The sequence below is a fragment of the Alkalicoccus urumqiensis genome, from assembly GCF_002993335.1.
GTDB lineage: Bacteria > Bacillota > Bacilli > Bacillales > Salisediminibacteriaceae > Alkalicoccus > Alkalicoccus urumqiensis.
In genome coordinates, this window is the sequence record NZ_PVNS01000008.1 from 145,482 (window position 1) to 164,384 (window position 18,903).

At 49.7% G+C, this 18,903-nt stretch carries 20 protein-coding genes and 1 riboswitch; of the genes, 12 read left to right on the forward strand and 8 right to left on the reverse strand.

Features of this window, described 5'->3' with window-relative positions:
* The first annotated feature begins 10 nt into the window (after positions 1-10).
* Positions 11-189, forward strand: a riboswitch (cobalamin riboswitch).
* Between the two features lie 130 nt (positions 190-319).
* The 4 genes from C6I21_RS09860 to C6I21_RS09875 are packed head-to-tail and all read left to right on the forward strand — an operon-like array spanning position 320 to position 5,089.
* Complete coding sequence (locus C6I21_RS09860) at positions 320-2,569, forward strand: ribonucleoside-diphosphate reductase subunit alpha (protein WP_105959295.1); 2,250 nt, start codon at positions 320-322, stop codon at positions 2,567-2,569.
* On the forward strand, positions 2,562-3,605 hold the full coding sequence (locus C6I21_RS09865; RefSeq protein ID WP_105959296.1) for a ribonucleotide-diphosphate reductase subunit beta: 1,044 nt from the start codon (positions 2,562-2,564) through the stop codon (positions 3,603-3,605). The genes C6I21_RS09860 and C6I21_RS09865 overlap by 8 nt, the downstream gene beginning before the upstream one ends.
* Positions 3,602-4,057: a flavodoxin domain-containing protein gene (locus C6I21_RS09870; RefSeq protein WP_105959297.1), complete on the forward strand. Its 456-nt coding sequence runs from the start codon at positions 3,602-3,604 to the stop codon at positions 4,055-4,057. Before C6I21_RS09865 ends, C6I21_RS09870 begins: the two co-directional genes overlap by 4 nt.
* Positions 4,058-4,105: 48 nt before the next feature.
* Entirely contained in the window at positions 4,106-5,089 is a 984-nt protein-coding gene (locus C6I21_RS09875; protein WP_105959298.1) for an oxidoreductase, read from the forward strand.
* 74 nt (positions 5,090-5,163) lie between these two features.
* On the opposite strand, the gene C6I21_RS09880 is transcribed toward C6I21_RS09875, so the two are convergent.
* Positions 5,164-6,150 carry a Gfo/Idh/MocA family protein gene (locus tag C6I21_RS09880; RefSeq protein WP_105959299.1) on the reverse strand — a complete coding sequence of 329 codons (987 nt, stop codon included), beginning with the start codon at positions 6,148-6,150 and terminating at the stop codon, positions 5,164-5,166.
* A gap of 127 nt (positions 6,151-6,277) precedes the next feature.
* Here C6I21_RS09880 and C6I21_RS09885 point away from each other — a divergent pair, with 127 nt between their 5' ends.
* Both C6I21_RS09885 and C6I21_RS09890 read left to right on the forward strand, forming a co-directional pair.
* The gene (locus tag C6I21_RS09885) at positions 6,278-6,529 is read left to right on the forward strand and encodes a hypothetical protein (protein ID WP_105959300.1); all 252 of its coding nucleotides are present in this window, start codon (positions 6,278-6,280) and stop codon (positions 6,527-6,529) included.
* The gene (locus C6I21_RS09890; RefSeq protein ID WP_105959301.1) at positions 6,526-6,774 is read left to right on the forward strand and encodes a hypothetical protein; all 249 of its coding nucleotides are present in this window, start codon (positions 6,526-6,528) and stop codon (positions 6,772-6,774) included. The genes C6I21_RS09885 and C6I21_RS09890 overlap by 4 nt, the downstream gene beginning before the upstream one ends.
* A gap of 82 nt (positions 6,775-6,856) precedes the next feature.
* On the opposite strand, the gene C6I21_RS16540 is transcribed toward C6I21_RS09890, so the two are convergent.
* From C6I21_RS16540 to C6I21_RS09900, 3 genes are all read right to left on the reverse strand, one after another.
* Entirely contained in the window at positions 6,857-7,018 is a 162-nt protein-coding gene (locus tag C6I21_RS16540) for a hypothetical protein (protein ID WP_181186204.1), read from the reverse strand.
* Positions 7,019-7,094: 76 nt separating this feature from the next.
* Positions 7,095-7,277, reverse strand: a complete 183-nt coding sequence (locus C6I21_RS09895; protein ID WP_105959302.1) for a hypothetical protein — start codon at positions 7,275-7,277, stop codon at positions 7,095-7,097.
* Positions 7,278-7,371: 94 nt separating this feature from the next.
* Positions 7,372-8,355 (reverse strand): Gfo/Idh/MocA family protein, encoded by a 984-nt coding sequence (locus C6I21_RS09900; protein ID WP_105959303.1) that lies wholly within the window; start codon positions 8,353-8,355, stop codon positions 7,372-7,374.
* A 134-nt stretch (positions 8,356-8,489) separates the two neighbouring features.
* Here C6I21_RS09900 and C6I21_RS09905 point away from each other — a divergent pair, with 134 nt between their 5' ends.
* On the forward strand, positions 8,490-9,359 hold the full coding sequence (locus C6I21_RS09905; protein WP_105959304.1) for a methyl-accepting chemotaxis protein: 870 nt from the start codon (positions 8,490-8,492) through the stop codon (positions 9,357-9,359).
* Between the two features lie 67 nt (positions 9,360-9,426).
* On the opposite strand, the gene C6I21_RS09910 is transcribed toward C6I21_RS09905, so the two are convergent.
* Entirely contained in the window at positions 9,427-10,683 is a 1,257-nt protein-coding gene (locus C6I21_RS09910) for a GntP family permease (protein WP_105959348.1), read from the reverse strand.
* 183 nt (positions 10,684-10,866) lie between these two features.
* Between C6I21_RS09910 and C6I21_RS09915 the strand changes: the two genes are divergently transcribed.
* The 3 genes from C6I21_RS09915 to treR all read left to right on the forward strand — a co-directional run bounded on the left by C6I21_RS09915 (position 10,867) and on the right by treR (position 14,419).
* Positions 10,867-11,703, forward strand: a complete 837-nt coding sequence (locus C6I21_RS09915) for a pirin family protein (RefSeq protein WP_105959305.1) — start codon at positions 10,867-10,869, stop codon at positions 11,701-11,703.
* Positions 11,704-12,005: 302 nt separating this feature from the next.
* Positions 12,006-13,679, forward strand: coding sequence for an alpha,alpha-phosphotrehalase (gene treC, locus C6I21_RS09920; protein WP_105959306.1), 1,674 nt, complete (start codon positions 12,006-12,008; stop codon positions 13,677-13,679).
* Between the two features lie 23 nt (positions 13,680-13,702).
* Positions 13,703-14,419, forward strand: a complete 717-nt coding sequence (gene treR, locus C6I21_RS09925; protein WP_105959307.1) for a trehalose operon repressor — start codon at positions 13,703-13,705, stop codon at positions 14,417-14,419.
* Between the two features lie 53 nt (positions 14,420-14,472).
* Here the strand turns inward: treR and C6I21_RS09930 are convergent, their stop codons facing one another.
* Positions 14,473-15,345: a hypothetical protein gene (locus C6I21_RS09930; RefSeq protein ID WP_105959308.1), complete on the reverse strand. Its 873-nt coding sequence runs from the start codon at positions 15,343-15,345 to the stop codon at positions 14,473-14,475.
* A gap of 30 nt (positions 15,346-15,375) precedes the next feature.
* On the reverse strand, positions 15,376-15,588 hold the full coding sequence (locus tag C6I21_RS09935; protein ID WP_425352499.1) for a PLDc N-terminal domain-containing protein: 213 nt from the start codon (positions 15,586-15,588) through the stop codon (positions 15,376-15,378).
* A 181-nt stretch (positions 15,589-15,769) separates the two neighbouring features.
* Between C6I21_RS09935 and C6I21_RS09940 the strand changes: the two genes are divergently transcribed.
* Entirely contained in the window at positions 15,770-16,879 is a 1,110-nt protein-coding gene (locus C6I21_RS09940; RefSeq protein ID WP_105959309.1) for a GntR family transcriptional regulator, read from the forward strand.
* 129 nt (positions 16,880-17,008) lie between these two features.
* Here C6I21_RS09940 and C6I21_RS09945 read toward each other — a convergent pair whose 3' ends face one another.
* On the reverse strand, positions 17,009-17,914 hold the full coding sequence (locus C6I21_RS09945; protein ID WP_105959310.1) for a TIGR01777 family oxidoreductase: 906 nt from the start codon (positions 17,912-17,914) through the stop codon (positions 17,009-17,011).
* Between the two features lie 139 nt (positions 17,915-18,053).
* Here C6I21_RS09945 and recX point away from each other — a divergent pair, with 139 nt between their 5' ends.
* A complete protein-coding gene (recX, locus tag C6I21_RS09950; RefSeq protein ID WP_181186205.1) occupies positions 18,054-18,872 on the forward strand; it encodes a recombination regulator RecX in 819 nt (272 codons plus the stop codon).
* Positions 18,873-18,903: the final 31 nt, after the last annotated feature.

Below are 18,903 nucleotides of genomic sequence, written 5' to 3' on the forward strand. Positions count from 1 at the left end.
GAACAAAATATAGTACCACGGTGATCAGGGTGCCGCACGGCGGCTGAAAAGGGAATCCGGTGAAAAACCGGAGCTGTCCCCGCAACTGTAACTGCTGACGACAAAATCAAGCCACTGTCCTGTTTAGGATGGGAAGGGATTTTGAAGGAAGACGCAGAAGCCAGGAGACCTGCCCTGCACCGTTGAGTTTCTGGTCTCCGGGGTGAGAGATACAGAGAACGATGCTGAAAAGCAGAGTTTCTCTGCTCTCCTGCGCCGTTTTCTGCTGTCCTTCCGGAGTACCGGGAGGGCTTTTTTGTTCAGAAAGGAACGGTGCATAATGGAGAATCAGACGATGACGACATGGCTCGACCGGGCAGAGGAAGCAGGAGGTATTTCACTTGAGCTGCTTCGGGAGAAAACGGCGCAGATGACGGAAGAAAAGGCCCGCGACTATGTGTTTCAGCATGCGCTGAATCATACGGCGATGGATGCACCAGGCTATACGTTTACAGCCGCTTCGATTTATCTGGAACGTCTGTATGAAGAAGCGGAAGTAAACAGAGGGAGTGCAGGATACACGAATCTTTACGGGCTCGTGCAGCAGCTGGTGGAGGAGGGGATTTACGACCCTGCTCTTTTGAGCGTCTACTCTCCGGAGGAATGGCAGGAGGCAGAAAAAATGATCCGCCCGGAACGGGACCGGTTGTTTACGTTTGTTGGATTGTTTCTGCTCCGGGACCGGTATCTTGCCTGCACACACGACAAAAAAACAATGGAACTTCCGCAGGAGCGCTTTCTTATCATTTCCATGACTCTGATGCAGAAAGAGCCTGTACATAAGCGGATGGCATTCGTGGCTGAAGCCTACCGTGCGCTGTCCAACCTTTATATGACAGTAGCCACACCGACACTGTCCAATGCCGGGAAAAGCTACGGCCAGCTTTCCTCCTGTTTTATTGATACGGTGGAAGACTCCCTGGACGGCATTTATTTAAATAACTGGGATATCGCCCGTCTCAGTAAAGACGGCGGGGGGATCGGCGTGTACCTGGGCCGGGTGCGGGCGCTCGGTTCGGACATCAAAGGCTTTAAAGAAACGTCTTCCGGTGTCATTCCGTGGATCCGTCTTCTCAATGATACCGCCGTCAGTGTCGACCAGCTCGGTCAGCGTCAGGGGGCCGTCGCTGTCTATCTCGATATTTTCCATAAAGATGCGGCACTCGGTTTTTTGGAGCTCAAAACAAACAATGGAGATGAGCGCCGGAAAGCGCACGATGTTTTCCACGGAGTCTGTATTCCGGACTTGTTCATGCGCCGGCTAGAGGAAAAAGATGAGGAAGGAAGAAGTTCGGGCTCGTGGTCTCTGTTCTGTCCGCATCAAGTAAAGCAGATGATGGGGTGGAAAGCGGAAGACGGGACACCGCTCGGCCTGGAAGATTTTTACGATGAGACGGACAGAGCCTGGTTTACGGAGAAATACCAGGAAGCAGAAAACCACCCGCTTCTGCCGAGAAAAACGGTCCGGGCGATGGAACTCATGAAACAAATCATGATTTCCCAGCTGGAAACCGGCACGCCATACATGTTTTACCGGGATGAAGTAAACCGGATGAATCCGAACAAAGAGAACCCTGGAAGAACATCCATTTTCTGCAGCAACCTCTGTACAGAAATCGCCCAGAACATGTCAGCTTCGTCGATTTCTGATGAATATATTACGGAAGATGGGGACATGGTCATCGTACGCCGTCCGGGAGACTTTGTCGTCTGCAATTTATCGTCGCTGAATCTTGGAAGGGTTGTCGAATCCGGTGAAATCGAACGGACAACCGCCATTCAGATGAGAATGCTTGATAATGTGATCGACCTGAATCACCTGCCGGTTGCCCAGGCAGAAATAACGAACAAACGCTTCCGCGCTGTCGGTCTCGGCACGTTCGGATGGCATCACCTTCTCAGCCAGCAGCGGATTCACTGGGAGTCGGAGGAGGCGGTTTCTCTGACAGATAAAGTGTATGAGATGATCGCTTATTCCGCGATCAAGGCATCTGCTGACCTGGCCGGGGAAAAAGGGGCCTATCCTGCTTTTTCAGGATCAGAATGGGAGAGCGGCCAGTATTTCAAACGGAGAAACTATTTAGGAGAAAATTGGGAAGAGCTGGCGGAGAAGGTGGGAACATCCGGCATCCGAAACGGCTGGCTGATGGCAGTTGCACCGAATTCCTCCACGGCGAAAATCGCCGGTTCCACCGACGGAATTGACCCGATTTACGCCCTTGAGTATGCAGAGGAGAAAAAGAACTTTAAGTTTAAAGTGACGCCTCCGGATCTGGACCACCGGAGCTACCCTTACTATCAGAAGGCACGTCATGATCTGGACCAGCATGCGAGCATCCGTCAGAACGCAGCGCGACAGCGCCATGTGGACCAGGGGATCAGTTTTAACCTGTACGTCCGCCATGATATCAAAGCAAAAGATCTGCTGGAGCTGCATCTGGATGCCTGGAGGCACGGGTTAAAAACGACATACTATGTCCGGAGTACGTCCCAGGAAGAAATAGAGGAGTGTGAAAGCTGTCATGCCTGATACTGCACTGAACAAAATGACGTTAATGAATCTGGAAGCGGAAAATAAATCAAAAAGGCTTGTCAACGGCCAGGCAAGCGGCATATTAAACTGGAACGATATTGCCTACCCGCAGATGTACGATATGTATCAGGCACTTCTGTCCAATTTCTGGAAAGCGCAGGAAATCAACATGCAGGATGATATTAAACAGTGGGACAGTCTGAGCAGCGTGGAGCAGGATGTCTTTCTCCGCCTCAATGCTCAGCTTGCCTCCCTCGACAGCCTGCAGACACCGACAATGATGCAGGTCATGAACTATGTGACTGATCCAGGGTGCCAGGCAATTTTTGCGGTTATTGCCCAGCAGGAGGCTGTGCACAACGAATCCTATTCCTACGTGCTCAGCTCACTTGTTTCCGGCGGCGAACAAAAGAAACGGTTTGATGAGGCGCGGAGAGACCCCGTTGTCCGCCGGCGGAATGAAGAAATTCTGGCAGCCTATGAATCGTTTCACCAGAATCCGTCCTTATCGTCCTTATTTACACTCGGCATTCATTCGATCGTACTGGAAGGGATTTATTTTTATGCTGGATTTGCCTATTTCTATCACCTTGCGCGCCAGCAGAAAATGGTGAAGACCAGCACGATGATCAGCTACATCCAGCGGGATGAAATGCAGCATGCCTATTTTGTTTCCTACTTTCTGCGGATGCTGCGGCGTGAAAATCCGGAGCTTCAGTCAGCGGAGGCAGAAAAGGAAGCAGCTGCCGTTCTCCGCCGCGGCGCCGAGCTTGAAAAAGAATGGGCGCGCGATGTGCTGCAGCCGATCGATGGTATCGATATGGAAGAATACGAAAAGTACGTGGAATACCTGGCGAATAAACGGATGCGGCAGCTCGGTATGGATAACATTTTTCCAGAGCAGGAAAACCCAATGCCGTGGATTCACGTCTTCAGTGATGACATGATGAATGAAACAAAATCCGATTTTTTTGAACAGAAATCGAGAGCGTATTCGAAAGTGACAGAGCGGAATGGATTTGATGAGCTTTGATCGTTATTGTATATGTTTCCGCAACGGGAAATACAGAAGCACTCGCAGGCATGATTAAACAAGAGGCAGAAGCTTCAGGAGAAGAAGTGTGTTTAATGCCTGCTCCCCGTCTGGACACCGCGCTGCTGAAAAAAGCATCGGTCCTGTTTGCAGGCACGTATTCCTGGGGACAGGGGGAGATGCCTGATGCCGCCCTGGAAATGGCGGAAGAACTCTCAACGTGCGGGATGTCCCCGCAGGCAGCCGGATGCTTCGGGACCGGCGATACGTTTTATCCTCACTTCTGTGGAGGCGTTGATGAATTAAAAGCTTCACTGCCGCCTTCGTTTCCGGATGGTCCGGTGTTAAAAGTAGAGTTACTGCCGCAGCCATCTGACCGGAAAAAATGCCGGAGGTTTGTCGAACAGGTGCTGAATCAGAAAGAATGCATGGCCTCTGGTGAAAATGGGTAGAAGTAGTAAGCATAAGAAAACTATTCGTTTACCCAGGAGGGATACAGTATGACGGAAAAAACATACCGTGCATTTGTGACAGAGGGAGAAAAGCAGGGACGTGTTGTGGAACGACATATAGAAGAACTGCCGGAAGATGGTGTATTGGTAAAGGTTCATTATTCGAGCGTCAACTACAAAGATGCAATGACATTGGATAAAGATGCCAACATTGCCGAGCACTATCCGATCGTACCGGGAATCGATTCTGCAGGCGTCATTGAAGACGCGGGAGATTCTTCGTTTGAAGCGGGCCAGAACGTTATCGTGACGAGCTATGCACTCGGTACCGGACGTGATGGCGGCTTTGCAGAATACATTCGTGTTCCGGAGGAGTGGATCGTTCCGCTTCCGGAAAAGCTATCCCTCAAAGATGCGATGATTCTTGGAACTGCCGGGTTTACTGCGGCGCTTTCTATCGACCGTCTGGAGCACAGCGGCATCACACCGGAAGATAAGCCGGTCCTTGTTACCGGCGCTTCCGGAGGCGTCGGCAGCATAGCAGTAGATATGCTTTCCGGACGCGGCTACAGCGTAACGGCAAGCACCGGGCGGATGGAAGAAAAAGCATTTCTCGAAAAACTGGGAGCGGACGAGGTAGTGTCGAGAGAAGAAGTTACACCGGAAAAGGTAAAGCCGCTGCAGTCCCAGCGCTGGGCAGCAGCGGTGGATCCGACAGGCGGAACACCACTTGCCTCCATTCTTGCGTCGCTGAAGCATAATGGCGCCTGTGCAGTCAGTGGACTAACCGCCGGGGTGGAAGTGCCGACGACCGTCATCCCCTTTATCCTGCGCGGCGTTACTCTTCTCGGCGTAGATTCTGTTTACTGCCCGATGGAGCAGCGGAAACATGTCTGGGAGCGGGCTGCCGATGACTTAAAACCGTCCCATATGGAAGACATTGCCCAGGAAATCACACTGGACGGACTGCAGGAGACGCTGGAGGCGATCCGTGAAAGCAGAGTCCGGGGCCGTGTTATCGTGCGTCTGTAACAAAATAATCAAACAGCAGAAAGGGCCCGGGAACTTTTCCCGGACCCTTTTTTCTGTTGAAGCCTGAGCGACTGCTACATGCTGCTCTGCTGCTGGGACGTGTAGAGCGCTTCGATTACTTTCATGTTGTTGTGCGTGCTTTCCGGAGTGTAGGACGGAGCGGTGCCGTCGAGAAGACACTGCGAAAAATGTTCAATCTGCAGCGTAAACTGGTCCGCTGCAAACGTCTCATGCTTTGTGACGGCTCCGTCTTCTCCTTTTACGAACACTTCACCGAGGCCGTCGTTTGGATTCTGGTCCGGCCGGAAGGCAAATGGTACTTCTATTCGTCCTTTGGTACCGACCACTTCATACCGGTTTAACGGGGATTCCTGAAAGCTGCAGTCCAGTACGGCATCTGCTTCGTCAAACGTTAATAAAGCAGTCGACGAAATGTCCACGCCATCTTTGTAGCGTCCGTCACTGAATACATGCGTCGGCTCCGCGTCCAAAAGAAAACGGGATACGTGCACACAGTAACAGCCGACATCATACAGGCTGCCGCCCCCGAGTTCCGGATCGAGGCGGATGTTGCTGCTGTCGAGATCCAGGTTAAAGGAGAAAGAGGCGCGGATGCGGCGGACATCCCCGATGACGTTCTGGCTGATCTGTTCTTTCACAAAAGCATGCTGCGGATGAAATTGATACATAAATGCTTCCATCCAGGTCATACCTGTTTCTTTACCGGCTTCACGGATTTCCTGAATATCCTCGGATGTCACCGCTGCCGGCTTCTCCAGAAGGACGTGCTTTCCGTGATGCATCGCTTTAATCGCCCATTCTTTATGGAGGGCATTTGGAAGCGGAATATAAACAGCATCAATCGTTTCATCCTGCAGAAGTGCTTCGTAGGAATCGTAGGAAGTCTCCGCCTTCCAGGAAGCGGCAGTTTCCGCTGCTTTTCCGCTGGCACTCGCTACCGCATGCAGTTCTGAATTGGAAGCAGAATGGATGGCTGGAACCATGGAGTTTTCAGCGATTTTAGCACTGCTGAGGATGCCCCATTTTATCGTTTTCGTCATGGTGGTGCCTCCTTTATTAATTTGGTCATCATTCCTCTTTTCCATAAACGCCGGGATTTTTCCTGCCTCCCTTCAAGAAATATGATACGATGACGAAAGATGTCAAGATATTGCAGGAGGAATGAACATGAAACGAATGATTGATACAACAAGGGAAGCAGGGTCGCTTTCCACTGTCGAGAGCGCTGTTTTTCTACTGGAGGCAATGCTCGAAGCGGAAAGTGGAGAAAGCGGGGAAGAGCAGAGTGTCCTTCAAAAAATGCTCGAGGAAAAAGCGCTGGACCAGGAGGACCGCATCTTACTGAATGAAATGATGGACCGTCTGAAAGAGCGGCTGGCCGGAGAAACCGTAGTGGAGGAGCAGGAAACAGACTCATGAGAATAGCTGCCTTATCTGCCATAACGGCCCTGATTCTGCTCGTATCGGTTCATATCGGAAAGCGGCGGCTGCCGAAAAAAACGATTCACCTGCTCGCTGCAGGAGCATTTACCATTTTAACGATGCTCGTGACTGCAGCTTCCTTCTACCGCGGAGCTGATCCGGAAGAGATTGCAGCCGGCGGCATCTGTACACTGCTCGGTTTCTTTATTTTAATGAAAGTGATCCGTTCGGAGGAAGGCTGATTGCCTTTCTGCGAAAAAAGGCGGCTCCCTAATACGGGAAGCCGTCTTTTTGAGTTAGGAATTGTTTTTTTCAGACCGGGTTTTAGGCTGAGCCGGAAGAGTCCGGACTGTTTTCACGGACCTGGGAGGAAGAGCCGGATGGCCGTCTGTTTTTCAGCTGATTGACGTAATTGTAAACTTTTCCGACTTCTTCTTCTGTTAGATGATCGAGCATGAGGCGTATTTCTTCTTTGTTGTAGTACATCGCAGGCTCCTTAATCAGAGAAGGTCTGGAACGGAGCAGGAAGGCTTTCCAAATCCGTTCCAGACCTTCGGCTGAGTTACTTATACAGCATTTTTACGGAGAATCCATCGTACATTTCCTTTAATTTATCGTAGAAACTGCAGGCAAAATCTTTATTCTCCATAAATACTTCCTCCATATCCGTACCGTTTACCGGATCTGGAATCTGCTGCGTCTCGCCGTTATCGTCCAGAACAATCAGGGAATACTTCTTTTCCATTCGATCACGCTCCTCTCTGTAAAATATAAGTAAAATAAAAAAAGAAGATGTACTACTAATTACCGGAATACCTAGAAAATAAACGTCTTTTGTCCTATTCGCCGGGCTGACGGTTTTTTCGATCGGCAGGAAAACGGATACCTGCACTTTCACGTGCTTTCGTCATCATTTCCATAACGAGCTTTGTTTGACGGATACCGGTGTCCGTCTCTTCGCCGTTCACAAGACGACGGAAGAAATCGAGCTCATATACCATCGTATTTTCTGCCTGATCTACCGTATGAATCTTTTTCTCCTCATTTGTCCACTGCTCCACGACCCGGCATCCGTTCGCTCCTCCGGGAATACGAATCGACCCGTTTTCGCCCTGGATCTGTACAAAACTTTCTGCGGCCGTATCTTTACTGCCGACGGCTGAAGCAGAAAATCCTTTATAGGAAAAAAGCGCCGTGCCGGAGGTGTCGATTCCGTTTTCATACATCGCTGCACGGTACTGCACGTCATCCGGCCGGCCGAAAAGCCCGGCTAGAAAATGCAGGTTGTAGACGTTTATATCCATAAGCGCCCCTCCGGAAAATGCGGGCTGAAAAACGTTCGGCTCTTCTCCGTTCAGCAGCTTACCGTAGCGGCTCGAATACTGGCTGTAGTTGCACTGGACGACACGGACAGGAGCAATCTCTTCAATAAGAGAATGAAGCTGCTGGTAGTTTGGGAGGTAAGTCGTCGTGATCGCCTCCATTAAAATGAGACCGGTATCTTCTGCTTTCTGCTGCATGACTTCGGCCTCATTCAGGTTGGAGGCGAAAGGCTTTTCACAGAGTACGTGCTTCCCGGCTTCCAGGCACGCGAGCGTATGCTCGTAGTGCAGGCTGTTTGGAGAGGCAATGTAGACCGCGTCCACCAGCTCGTCCCGGAGCATGTCCTCCAGGGAATCGTATGCTTGATCAAGCTGAAAAGATCGTGCTTTTTCCATCGAACGGGAATAGACAGCGCAGGGGTGAACGCCTTCTACCTGGTGCATGGCATCGATCATTTTTTCTACAATGCTGCCGGTGCCGACAGCGGCGATATGTATCATAAAGGGGCCTGCCTTTCTGTAAGGGGGATTACTTCCAGTATACGTGAAGCGGGGAATGAAAAAAATATGTTTTCTTTAGGAGTAAAGTAGGGTAATAATAGAGGGTAGGTTACGAATTCAGGAGGTATGCGTGAATGCTGGGACTTAAGAATGATAAATTGAGATCGATGACAGATGAAGAAATTTTACAGGCCATTGCCGTGTCTGCGCCTGTTTTTCAGGCGGTTTCGAAAGATGATTTTATGATGGATATTGTAACGAAGGACACGTGGTATGCTCATTTTCCCGGGGAGACGATTGATGTGGAAGTAGCGGTGGGGGCACCGATTCCGGATGATGATCACGTGATGCAGAGCGCGCTGAGGGGCGTCCCGCAGTCGGGAAGACCGCCGTATGAGGCGTATAACGCTCATTTTCTAGGCCGGACCGAGCCGATCCGGAACGGCAGGGGAGAAGTAATCGGTGCGATCGGTATCGGCTACAACATTGATCAGCTGATTCATATTGAGGAAAACCTGGATCAGACCGAGTCTGCTCTGGCATCGGTGAATCAATACATAGAAGACATCCGCCGGGCGTCTGCTGCGCTGGAGGAATCAAGCAGCAGTCTGGAAGCACAGACAGAGGAAGTCAACAAGAGCGTGAAAAACATTGACGGTGTGCTCGCGCTGATCGACAAAGTGTCCTCACAGACGAATATTCTGGGGCTGAATGCTTCGATCGAAGCAGCAAGAGCCGGAGAGCACGGCCGCGGATTCAGCGTTGTTGCTGATGAAGTGAGAAAGCTCGCTGGAGAAACGATCAAAGCAGCTGAGCAGATACGAAGCGATATACAGACCATTCAGAGCGCAATGAAGCAGCTTCTGGATTCGTTCAGCAAAGTCGATCATTCCGTGGAAAACAATGCGGAACTCGTAGAGAAATTTGCGGTTGTGAATACGAAGCTGAAAGAAATGAATGAGAACATGAGCACCTCCGTCCGCCGTATGCTGGACGTTTCATAACAGCGGATCGACCGCCGTATTAAGTAAATCCCCGGGGGTATGAAACCCTCCGGGGATTTTTGGCGGATCAGATCCAGCCGCCGAATGTGCCGTAGATTAACGTGGCGGTAATGGTAATTACGAGACCGACAGCTGCTTCATACGGAAACAGCCGGAGCCGTTCTTTCAAGTCCATATGAACGGAGGCAGCCGTGGCGTGAAAGAAGCTGCCTACAGGAGAATGATCAATCATGACAGAGCCTGCATGAATCATGGCGGCTGCAGAAACGGCAGATATTCCCAGTTCCAGAAGCGTGGAGCCGAACACTTCGGACGAGATAACGGTCGCGGCTGTCGTAGAGCCTGTCGCGCCACCCATCACCATGCCGGTGAATGGAGCGAGAAAATAGCCAGGCAGACCGATAGCGCTGATAAAACCGGTCATCGCTGCTTCTGAATCAGAGTTTGTTATGATGCCGGCAATAGCCCCGGTCACGAGAAGAAGCAATGCTACCGGCATGACCTTATCAAGCCCGCTGCGCATAAAAAAGCGGATCGAATCCCACTGGCCGAGAACGAGTGTCCCCACAAATGCTCCGAGAGGAAGAGCGATCAGCGGATCGATTTCGATTCCGGCTGCCGGGCCGAGGATAAGCAGCGAGATTGCTGTTACCGGAGCAGCCGCAGCTTTCCAGACCGGCGGGAGATGAAACGGCTCTTCGGTTACTTCGTCCTGCACAAAACTGCCTTTGTGTTTCAGCTTTTCGGCAATCCAGCACGTAACCAGAATACCCGTCACAGCGGATGGAATGCCGACAGCCATGACGGTCGTGAGCGGCAGATCAAACGCATCAGCGAGGGCGATCGTATTCGGATTTGGAGAAATCAGGTTACCTGCTTTGCCGCCGCCGACCATTGCAAGAAGAATGGCCGGTTTCGACAGACCGGCATTTTTGGCAATAACGACGGCAATTGTCGAGACCGTAATAATGGCGACGACGATAAATACGCCGACAGCGGTTAATATCATGGCTGCTACAGCAAGTGCAGCAAGCGCCCGCTTTTCGCCGAACACCCGGACGACGAAACGGGCGATGGACGATGCAGCACCGGACTCAATCATAACACCGGCAAGCGCGCCGGAAGCGATGACCCTGAGCACCGCAGGAACCATGCCTTCTGCGCCTTCCATCATAAATGAGATGGTCGTCATCAGGTCTGCGCCGCCGATCAATCCACCGGCTACGGCACCGATCAACAGGGAGTAAACGGGAGAAAATCGGATTAATATTAAAATAACAGCAAGAAGAAAGCCTATCCCCGCTCCGGCTGCTGTAATCGTCATGGTTTCACTTCCTTTTTCAGAACGTTTGCGTGCTTTCTGCACAGATAGTTTATCCTATCACGAGCCGGAGCGGCTGACTATACGCTTTACAAAATCTTTAGTATTCAGAATTGGCGCAACAAATGCTTACTTTTTGTAAGTTAGTGGTATAGTGTGTTATAACCAATTAGAGGAGGGATTTACATGAAACAGCGAAAAATTCAGGATCACTGGCAGACAACATACGAAATGCAGCAGCTTCCGGGAGTGCAGAAAGGGATGATTCTCCCGCCGGAAAAAATGCAGGTTCACGACCCATTTTTACTGATGGCAGAAGACTGGTTTAAGCGGGGAGCGTTTTCCGATCATCCACACCGGGGATTCCAGACGATAACGTATGTTATTGACGGCCGGCTCGAGCACACTGATAACAGTGGCGGGCATTCGGTACTGGATGCAGGTGATATGCAGTACATGAATGCAGGGAAAGGTGCCCGTCATGCGGAGGAAGCAGTGGATGATGACTTGATTCATACTCTCCAGCTCTGGCTGAATCTGCCGAAAGAAGACAAAATGACGGAATCCTATTACCAGAATGTGCGTGTGGAAGACGCGCCGGTAAAAGAAATAGAAGGCGGAACACTCCGCGTGTACAGTGGTGAAATCGACGGTATTAAAGGGTCCGCTGAAAGCGTGTATCCATTCCGTATGGCAGAAGTGCAGCTGGAAGAAGGGGCAGAATACGACATCCCGTTCCCGGGAGAAGAAACCGTCTTTTCTTTTGTTCTCGCAGGGGAAGTGCTCCTCGGAGAAGAAGAGGTGAAACAGTCCCGCGCCGGAACAGCAGTGTATGAAAAAGAACCAGGGGCATCGGCGGTCCGGATCAAAGCAGCATCCCGAGCGCGGATTCTGTTCTATTCCGGAAAACCGATCCAGGAGCCGATCGCTGCCGGAGGACCATTTGTGATGAATACAGAGGACGAAGTCCGTCAGGCCATGAAAGATTACCATGCAGGACGTTTCGGTCCTTCGTCTCAATAGCAGGAAGAGGACGCTCAGGTAAGGAATTCATAGTGTATGAGGAAAAAACAAAGTATGACTTAAATCAAATAAAGGGAAGCATGTGTAATTGAAAGTATGTTTTCCTGCATTACGGGCGCTTCTTTTTTTAGGAGCGTCTTTTTTGCCGGTCGTCTCGGTTCGAAATGAAAAAAGGGCAGGACGGATCAATGGATTGCCGCTCCCGGCTTTGTGGTATAGAACGTATAGATAAGAAGACTGCTTTACTCATCCTGTATATACAAGTTATAATGGTTTCAAATCAACGCTCAGGAGGCGATAGCATGCAGGAATGGTGGAGAAAATCTGTTGTATATCAAATTTATCCGAAAAGCTTCAATGATACGATGGGAAATGGCACCGGCGATCTGCCCGGCATCATTGAAAAACTGGACTATTTAAAAAAACTGGGGGTGGATGTGCTGTGGCTCACCCCTCCATACCGCTCCCCCCAGAATGACAACGGCTATGATATCAGCGACTACTACGGGATTCACGAAGAGTACGGCACGATGGAAGATTTCGAAAGGCTTCTGAAGGAAGCCCACAGCCGGGATATAAAAATCATCATGGATATTGTCGTCAACCATACATCGACAGAACATGACTGGTTTCAGAAGTCTTCTTCATCCAAAGATAATGAGTACCGGAATTACTATATTTGGAAAGACCCTGTAGACGGGGGACCGCCGACAAACTGGCAGTCGAAATTCGGCGGAAATGCGTGGAAGTTCGATGAGAAAACGAACCAGTATTACCTTCATTTATTCGATGTAACACAGGCGGATCTTAACTGGGAAAATGAGAATGTGCGCCGGGATGTCTATGATATGATGCACTTCTGGTTTAAAAAGGGTGTGGACGGCTTCCGTCTCGATGTCATTAATCTCATTTCCAAAGATCAATCTTTTCCGGATGATGACGGGAAAACGGCTCCTGGCGACGGAAGGAAGTTTTATACCGATGGTCCGCGTGTTCATGAATTTATGCATGAAATGAATCAGGAAGTATTTTCCTACTACGATGCGATGACCGTCGGTGAGATGAGCTCGACTAATATTCAGGACTGCATTAAGTACACGCGTCCCGACCGGAATGAACTAAGTATGACGTTCAACTTTCATCACTTAAAAGTAGATTATCCAGGCGGGGAAAAATGGACCGCCGCTCCATTCGACTTTCTTCAGCTGAAGCAGATTTTGTCCACTTGGCAGAAAGAGATGCATGAAGGAGGTGGATGGAATGCCCTTTTCTGGTGCAACCATGATCAGCCCCGGATCGTCAGCCGGTACGGAAATGACGGCGCATACCACCGTGAATCTGCAAAAATGCTCGCCACAGCGATGCACATGATGCAGGGAACGCCGTATATTTATCAGGGAGAAGAATTTGGTATGACGAACCCGGGATTTGCTTCCATTGAGGATTACCGGGATGTAGAAACGCTGAATTATTATAAGGCGCAGAAAGAAAAAGGCATACCGGAAGAAGATTTTATGCCGGCAGTACGTGCAAAGTCCCGTGACAATTCCCGGACGCCGGTACAGTGGAACGCAGAGAAGCACGCCGGATTTACAAGCGGCACCCCTTGGATTCCTGTTCCGGATAATTACAGAGAGATTAATGCAGAAGCGGCTCTTCAGGATCCGGATTCCATCTTCTATCACTACCAGAAGCTGATTGAGCTGCGCCGCACGGTCGATGTTATTACAACCGGCGACTACCAGCTTCTATTGGAAGACGATCCGCGCCTGTTTGCCTATATGAGGGAGAGTGCAGACGCGCTGCTTCTCTGCGTAAATCATTTTTACGAAGGGGAAACGTCTTTTACACTTCCGGAGAAACTGAAAGGGCTCGATGGAGAAAAACTCCTGGCCAACTATAAAGATACAAAACTGCAGGCATCAACGACTGTGCGGCCGTATGAATCTTTTGTGTACCACTTTCCAAAGGTATGATACACTAAATCCGGTGATTGCTCATGCAGAATAAATATTTACTGATTTACCGGCAGCTGGCTGAAAAGATTCAGTCCGGCGGATTTACGGCCGGCGAAAAACTGCCCTCTGAACATGAGCTGGCAGAAACGTATACAACGTCCAGAGAAACAATCCGGAAAGCATTAAATCAACTTGCTCAGAATGGCTTCATCCAGAAGGTCCAGGGAAAAGGATCGATCGTTCTGGAAGCAGGGAAGTATGACTTTCCTGTATCCGGTCTCGTCAGTTTCCGGGAGCTTGCCGGAGCCCTCGGCAGAGAGCAGGAAACGCACGTGGAGAAGCTTGAGAAAAAGCCGGCGGATGCATTTTTACAGGGACAGCTGCAGGCCCCTGAAGGTGCAGAAATCTGGGAAGTGCACCGGATCCGTGAGATTGACGGGGAGCGCATTATCTTCGACAAAGATTTTTTCAAAGCGATGTTCGTTGATCAGTTAACCGAAGAAATCTGCCGCACATCCATTTATGATTATATTGAACAGGATCTCGGGATGATGATCAGCTTTGCGAAAAAGGAGATTACTGTAGAAGAGCCGACGGAGGAAGATAGAGCCTATCTTGATCTGGAAGGCTACCCGATGATTGTCGTCGTGAAAAACTATGTCTATTTCGATGATGCCAGTCTATTTCAATATACGGAATCCAGGCACCGGCCGGACAAATTCAAATTCGTTGATTTTGCCAGACGCACACAGTATTAACAAAAGCAGAAGGATCTCCGCGGAGATCCTTCTGCTTTTTGTATAGGTGCTGATCAGGACGTTTTCTTTTTCATCGTCTGTACAATTGCCTGCTTCAGCGATGGTTCATCAACCGTCTGCTGCAGCCATTCTTTCATGCTGCCAAACGATGACTGCTTGATACGCCGGGAAAATTCCACCAGCGTGTTCCGCAGTACGCCGTTTCCAAACTCGCGTTCCAGCTGATCGGCACGCGTCAGAATTTCACTGCATACGGCTGTATCTTCAAGTGGGGCGGTTTCTGCAGCGAAGCCGAGAAATTCAGCAGCGGTCCGGCCCTCATTTGCGTAGAAATAGTCCTGCATGGCAAGCTCGAGAAGCTCCGGATGTTTGACGATATCCAGTGCCAAAGGTGGAATGAGCTGGTCCAGCCGGTGCGCTTTCAAAAATGAATACGCCTTTTTTGAGTTCGCAGTCTCGAGCGCATCGAACAGTGCTTCCATGATAAGAGAATCGTCTGCGCCGTCCATTTCGCGCTGCAGTGCGATCAGTCTGGAAGGCCACTGATTTTTAATATCTTCAAGGTGCTCATCCCGCAGAAGCTTTTGAATGCGGGGGTTTTTCATTTTTGCTTCGGATTCGGATTTTAATGCATCCTTTAAATCATCCTGTGTGACGCGGTGCTGCTGCTTTCTCGCCTGAATCTGCTTATACCGCTCCAGGGCCTCCCCGGATGCTTTCGTCGTTTTGTTGGAAAGGAAAAAGGAGTCGAGAAATTGGCCGTCGTAGTCCATTGTGGCAAAAATGACGGGAACTTCATGATCAAACAGCAGAACATCCACCGTTTTTTTCTGGGACTGATCCTCATATTTGATCACATAGTAGCGCTGTTTTTCCTGATCGGAGAACACTTTTTTACCTAAAAAGCTTGGTGCTGGTGTTTTCATGTAACAGGACTCCTTTCCATAAGTAAGATGTTAGTCGCTGCGGATAATCAGGTAAACAATCAAGCCGAGAATCGGAAAGAAGAGCGTTCCGATCAACACGACCAGTGCATATTCACGCGACCGGCCGAGCCGGAGGGAGTCGCGGTACGCCCAGATGCTCGTAAATATATTCAATAAAAAGATACCGAGTATAAAGAAAAGGAAGACTAGCATACTGCCTCCTGCCATCATCATCTGAAGTATCACTGCGTCTCACCTCCTGCCTTCTCTTTCCATCTTACCGGTTTCCACGCGCAATGTGTAGGCATACAGCGAAATCGTTTTGATTGAAACAGGATTTTTCCAGTCAGGAAGGAAATCTGCTGTTATTTTCATATGTTTATGGTACGATACTTGTACGGATAAGTTTAGAGGAGGGCTGGCTTTGAATACGAAATACAATACAGTGAAAGAGCAGATACGGTCGAATATTCTAGCTGGAATGCATCAGCCGCACGAAAAAATAGGTTCGGAAAATGAATTGATGAAAGAGCATCAGGTCAGCCGTCATACCGTGCGAAAAGCTATTGATGATCTTGTTAACGAAGGCTGGCTGTATAAAAAACAGGGTGCCGGCACATTTTGCGCCGAGAGACTGGTGCGGGAGACAGCTCCAGGCGGGAGAAAAAAGAATATTGCTGTTATCACGACGTATTTTTCTGATTACATTTTCCCGACGATCATCCGTGGGATTGAGAAATATTTAAGTGAGAACGGATTCCATATGACCGTATTCAGTACAAACAATGATATTGACCAGGAACGGCGCTGCCTGGAAGCAGTTCTGTCTCAGCAGTTTGATGGTATTATCGTAGAGCCGACGAAAAGCGCCCTGCCGAACCCGAATATTAATTATTACTTGAATATGGAGCGTCTCGGCATTCCCTACGTCATGATCAATGCCTATTATGAAGAGCTCGAACCGCTTCACCTCATGATGGATGATGTAAAAGGGGCGTACCTGCAGACAAAGCATCTCCTGGAAGCAGGTCACGAGAACATTATGGGCTTCTTTAAAAACGATGATATTCAGGGAACGAAGCGGATGAAAGGATTTATTAAAGCGCACCGTGAGCACCGTCTTCCGGTGAGTTCAGAAAACATCGTCACGTATACAACGGAGGAAAAAGAAATACTGCCCATGCAGGCCTTAAAAGAAAGGCTCCGCAGCGGAAGTCAGCTTCCGACAGGAATTGTCTGCTATAACGACCAGCTGGCCGTCCGCCTGCTCGATGTAATACGGGAAAGGAAGATACGAGTTCCGCAGATGCTCTCCCTCGTTGGGTATGATGACTCCAACCTTGCAACGGCTTCAGAAGTGAAGCTGACGACAATTCGTCATCCACAGGAACAGCTTGGAGAGGATTCCGCGCGGATTCTGCAGCAGCTGATTGAAGGCCAGCAGATGGAGGTGGAATCGAAGCTGTATGACCCTGAATTGATTATCCGCACATCCACCGCTTCGAAGCGCCCGCAGACAGCAGAGACTACCTGAAACAGACAGGAAAGTTCATTGAAAAAATAAAGAGGTACTGACAAAAAGAGACGTTCCCGACTCAGCCGGAAGCGTCTCTTTTTTGATGATTCACTGTATCTGCGGCTCAGATAAAAATGACTAAAAGCGTTATTCCCCGACAAGGTCGTACAGCGCTTCTTCCAGCTCTGCGTAGTCAAAGTGGAAGCCTGCGTCGAGAAGCTTCTGTGGAATGACCTGCTGGCCTTCCAGAATGAGAACACTCATGTCACCGAGAACCAGCTTAAGTACGTTGGACGGAACCGGTGCCCAGAACGGTTTGTTCAGCACATCGGAAAGCGTGCGGCCGAATGTTTTCATGCGGGCCGGCTGTGGGGCAGTCATGTTGACCGGACCGCTCATCGATTCATTATTGATGCAGAAAATGAGGGCGTTTGCGACATCTTCCACGTGGATCCAGGACATCCACTGTTCACCGGTACCAATTTTTCCGCCGGCACCTAGTTTAAACGGCGGCAGCATTTTTTTCAGTGCACCGCCCTCTGCGGACAGAATGATGCCGAACCTGGCACAGACGGTCCGGATTTCTTCCGGTGTACCGTCCGTCTCCTTTTCCCAGCGCGTGACAACCTCGGCAAGAAAATCATTTCCCGGCTCCGTATGCTCTTCGGTAAACGCTTCATGAAACGACGTTCCGTAGTAGCCGACGGCAGAACCATTAATGAATACGGACGGTTTCTGTTTCAGCGCATGAAGAATCCGTACCGCTTCACGCGTAACATCGATACGGCTGTCGAGAATTTCCTGCTTTTTTGCGTCGGTCCAGCGTCCGCTGTTTAAGCTTTCTCCGGCAAGGTTAATAAAGGCATCGATGCCTTCGAGACTTTCCTCCGGAACCGCCTGTCCTGTCAGCCAGGCGACATAACGTACGGATGGTGATGAGCGTTTATTATATGGATTTCGTGTGAGGATAAGGACTTCATGCCCTGCATCCGCCAGTTTTTTGGTCAGCGTACCTCCGACAAGACCGGAACCTCCGGCAATTGCTACTTTCATGATGACCCCTCCTGGTTTATTCTTAAAGAATAAGTAATGGCAGATTTCTGCTTGTATAATCAGCATCCGGAAAATGATTCCGTATATAAGGGTAGTATTCCTTATTCGAATAAAATTGAAACGTGAAGGGGGAAACTGTATGCCGGAACTTGCCCGCATTCAGACAGCAAAAAAGACGAAGAACAGGTATCATCTTTTTGTTAAAGAAGGGGAAGGCGAAACGTATGCCTGCTCCATCTCTGAAGATGTGCTCGTCAAAGAAGGACTTCAGAAAGGTCAGCAGCTGTCCGGGGACGATTTGGAAAGACTGAAAGAAACAGACGCTCTGGATAAAGCATTCCAGAAAGCATTGAACTACCTCTCCTACCGGATGCGCTCAGAAAAAGAAATCCGGGATTATTTAAAGCAGGAGGAGGTCCCGCCTGAAGAAATCGACGATATGATCAGCCGTCTGGAAGAGCTGGACTTTCTTCATGATGCCCGCTTTGCTGAAGCGTTTGTAAGGACGAAGCGGGATCAGTCTAAAAAGGGACCGATGGTTATTCGTCAGGAACTTTTTCAAAAAGGCATATCTGATGCCGTTACGGCCCAGGCACTGGAGCAGTATTCGGAAGAACAGCAGATTGATGATGCCATAAAGCTGGTGGAAAAAAAGCAGCATTCCTACAAAAAGGAATCTACGAGACAGCGGGAACAGAAATTGATGCAGTTCCTGATGCAGCGGGGATATTCCTCCGCAGTAGCCTCCACGGCAGTAAAGGAGGCTGACCTCGAAGAAAGTCAGGCTATGGAGGAAGAGGCGCTCGACAAGTGGGCGGAAAAAGCGTGGAGAAAATATGAAAAGGATGATCCGTGGAAGCGGCGTCAGAAAGTAAAGCAGGCCCTTTACCGTCGTGGATTTTCCGGCGATCCGGTAGAAGCATGGATGAATGAGAAGGAAATGGAAGAGGAAGGCTGATGCCGGAAAACTTTCGCCTGCATGGGTAGAG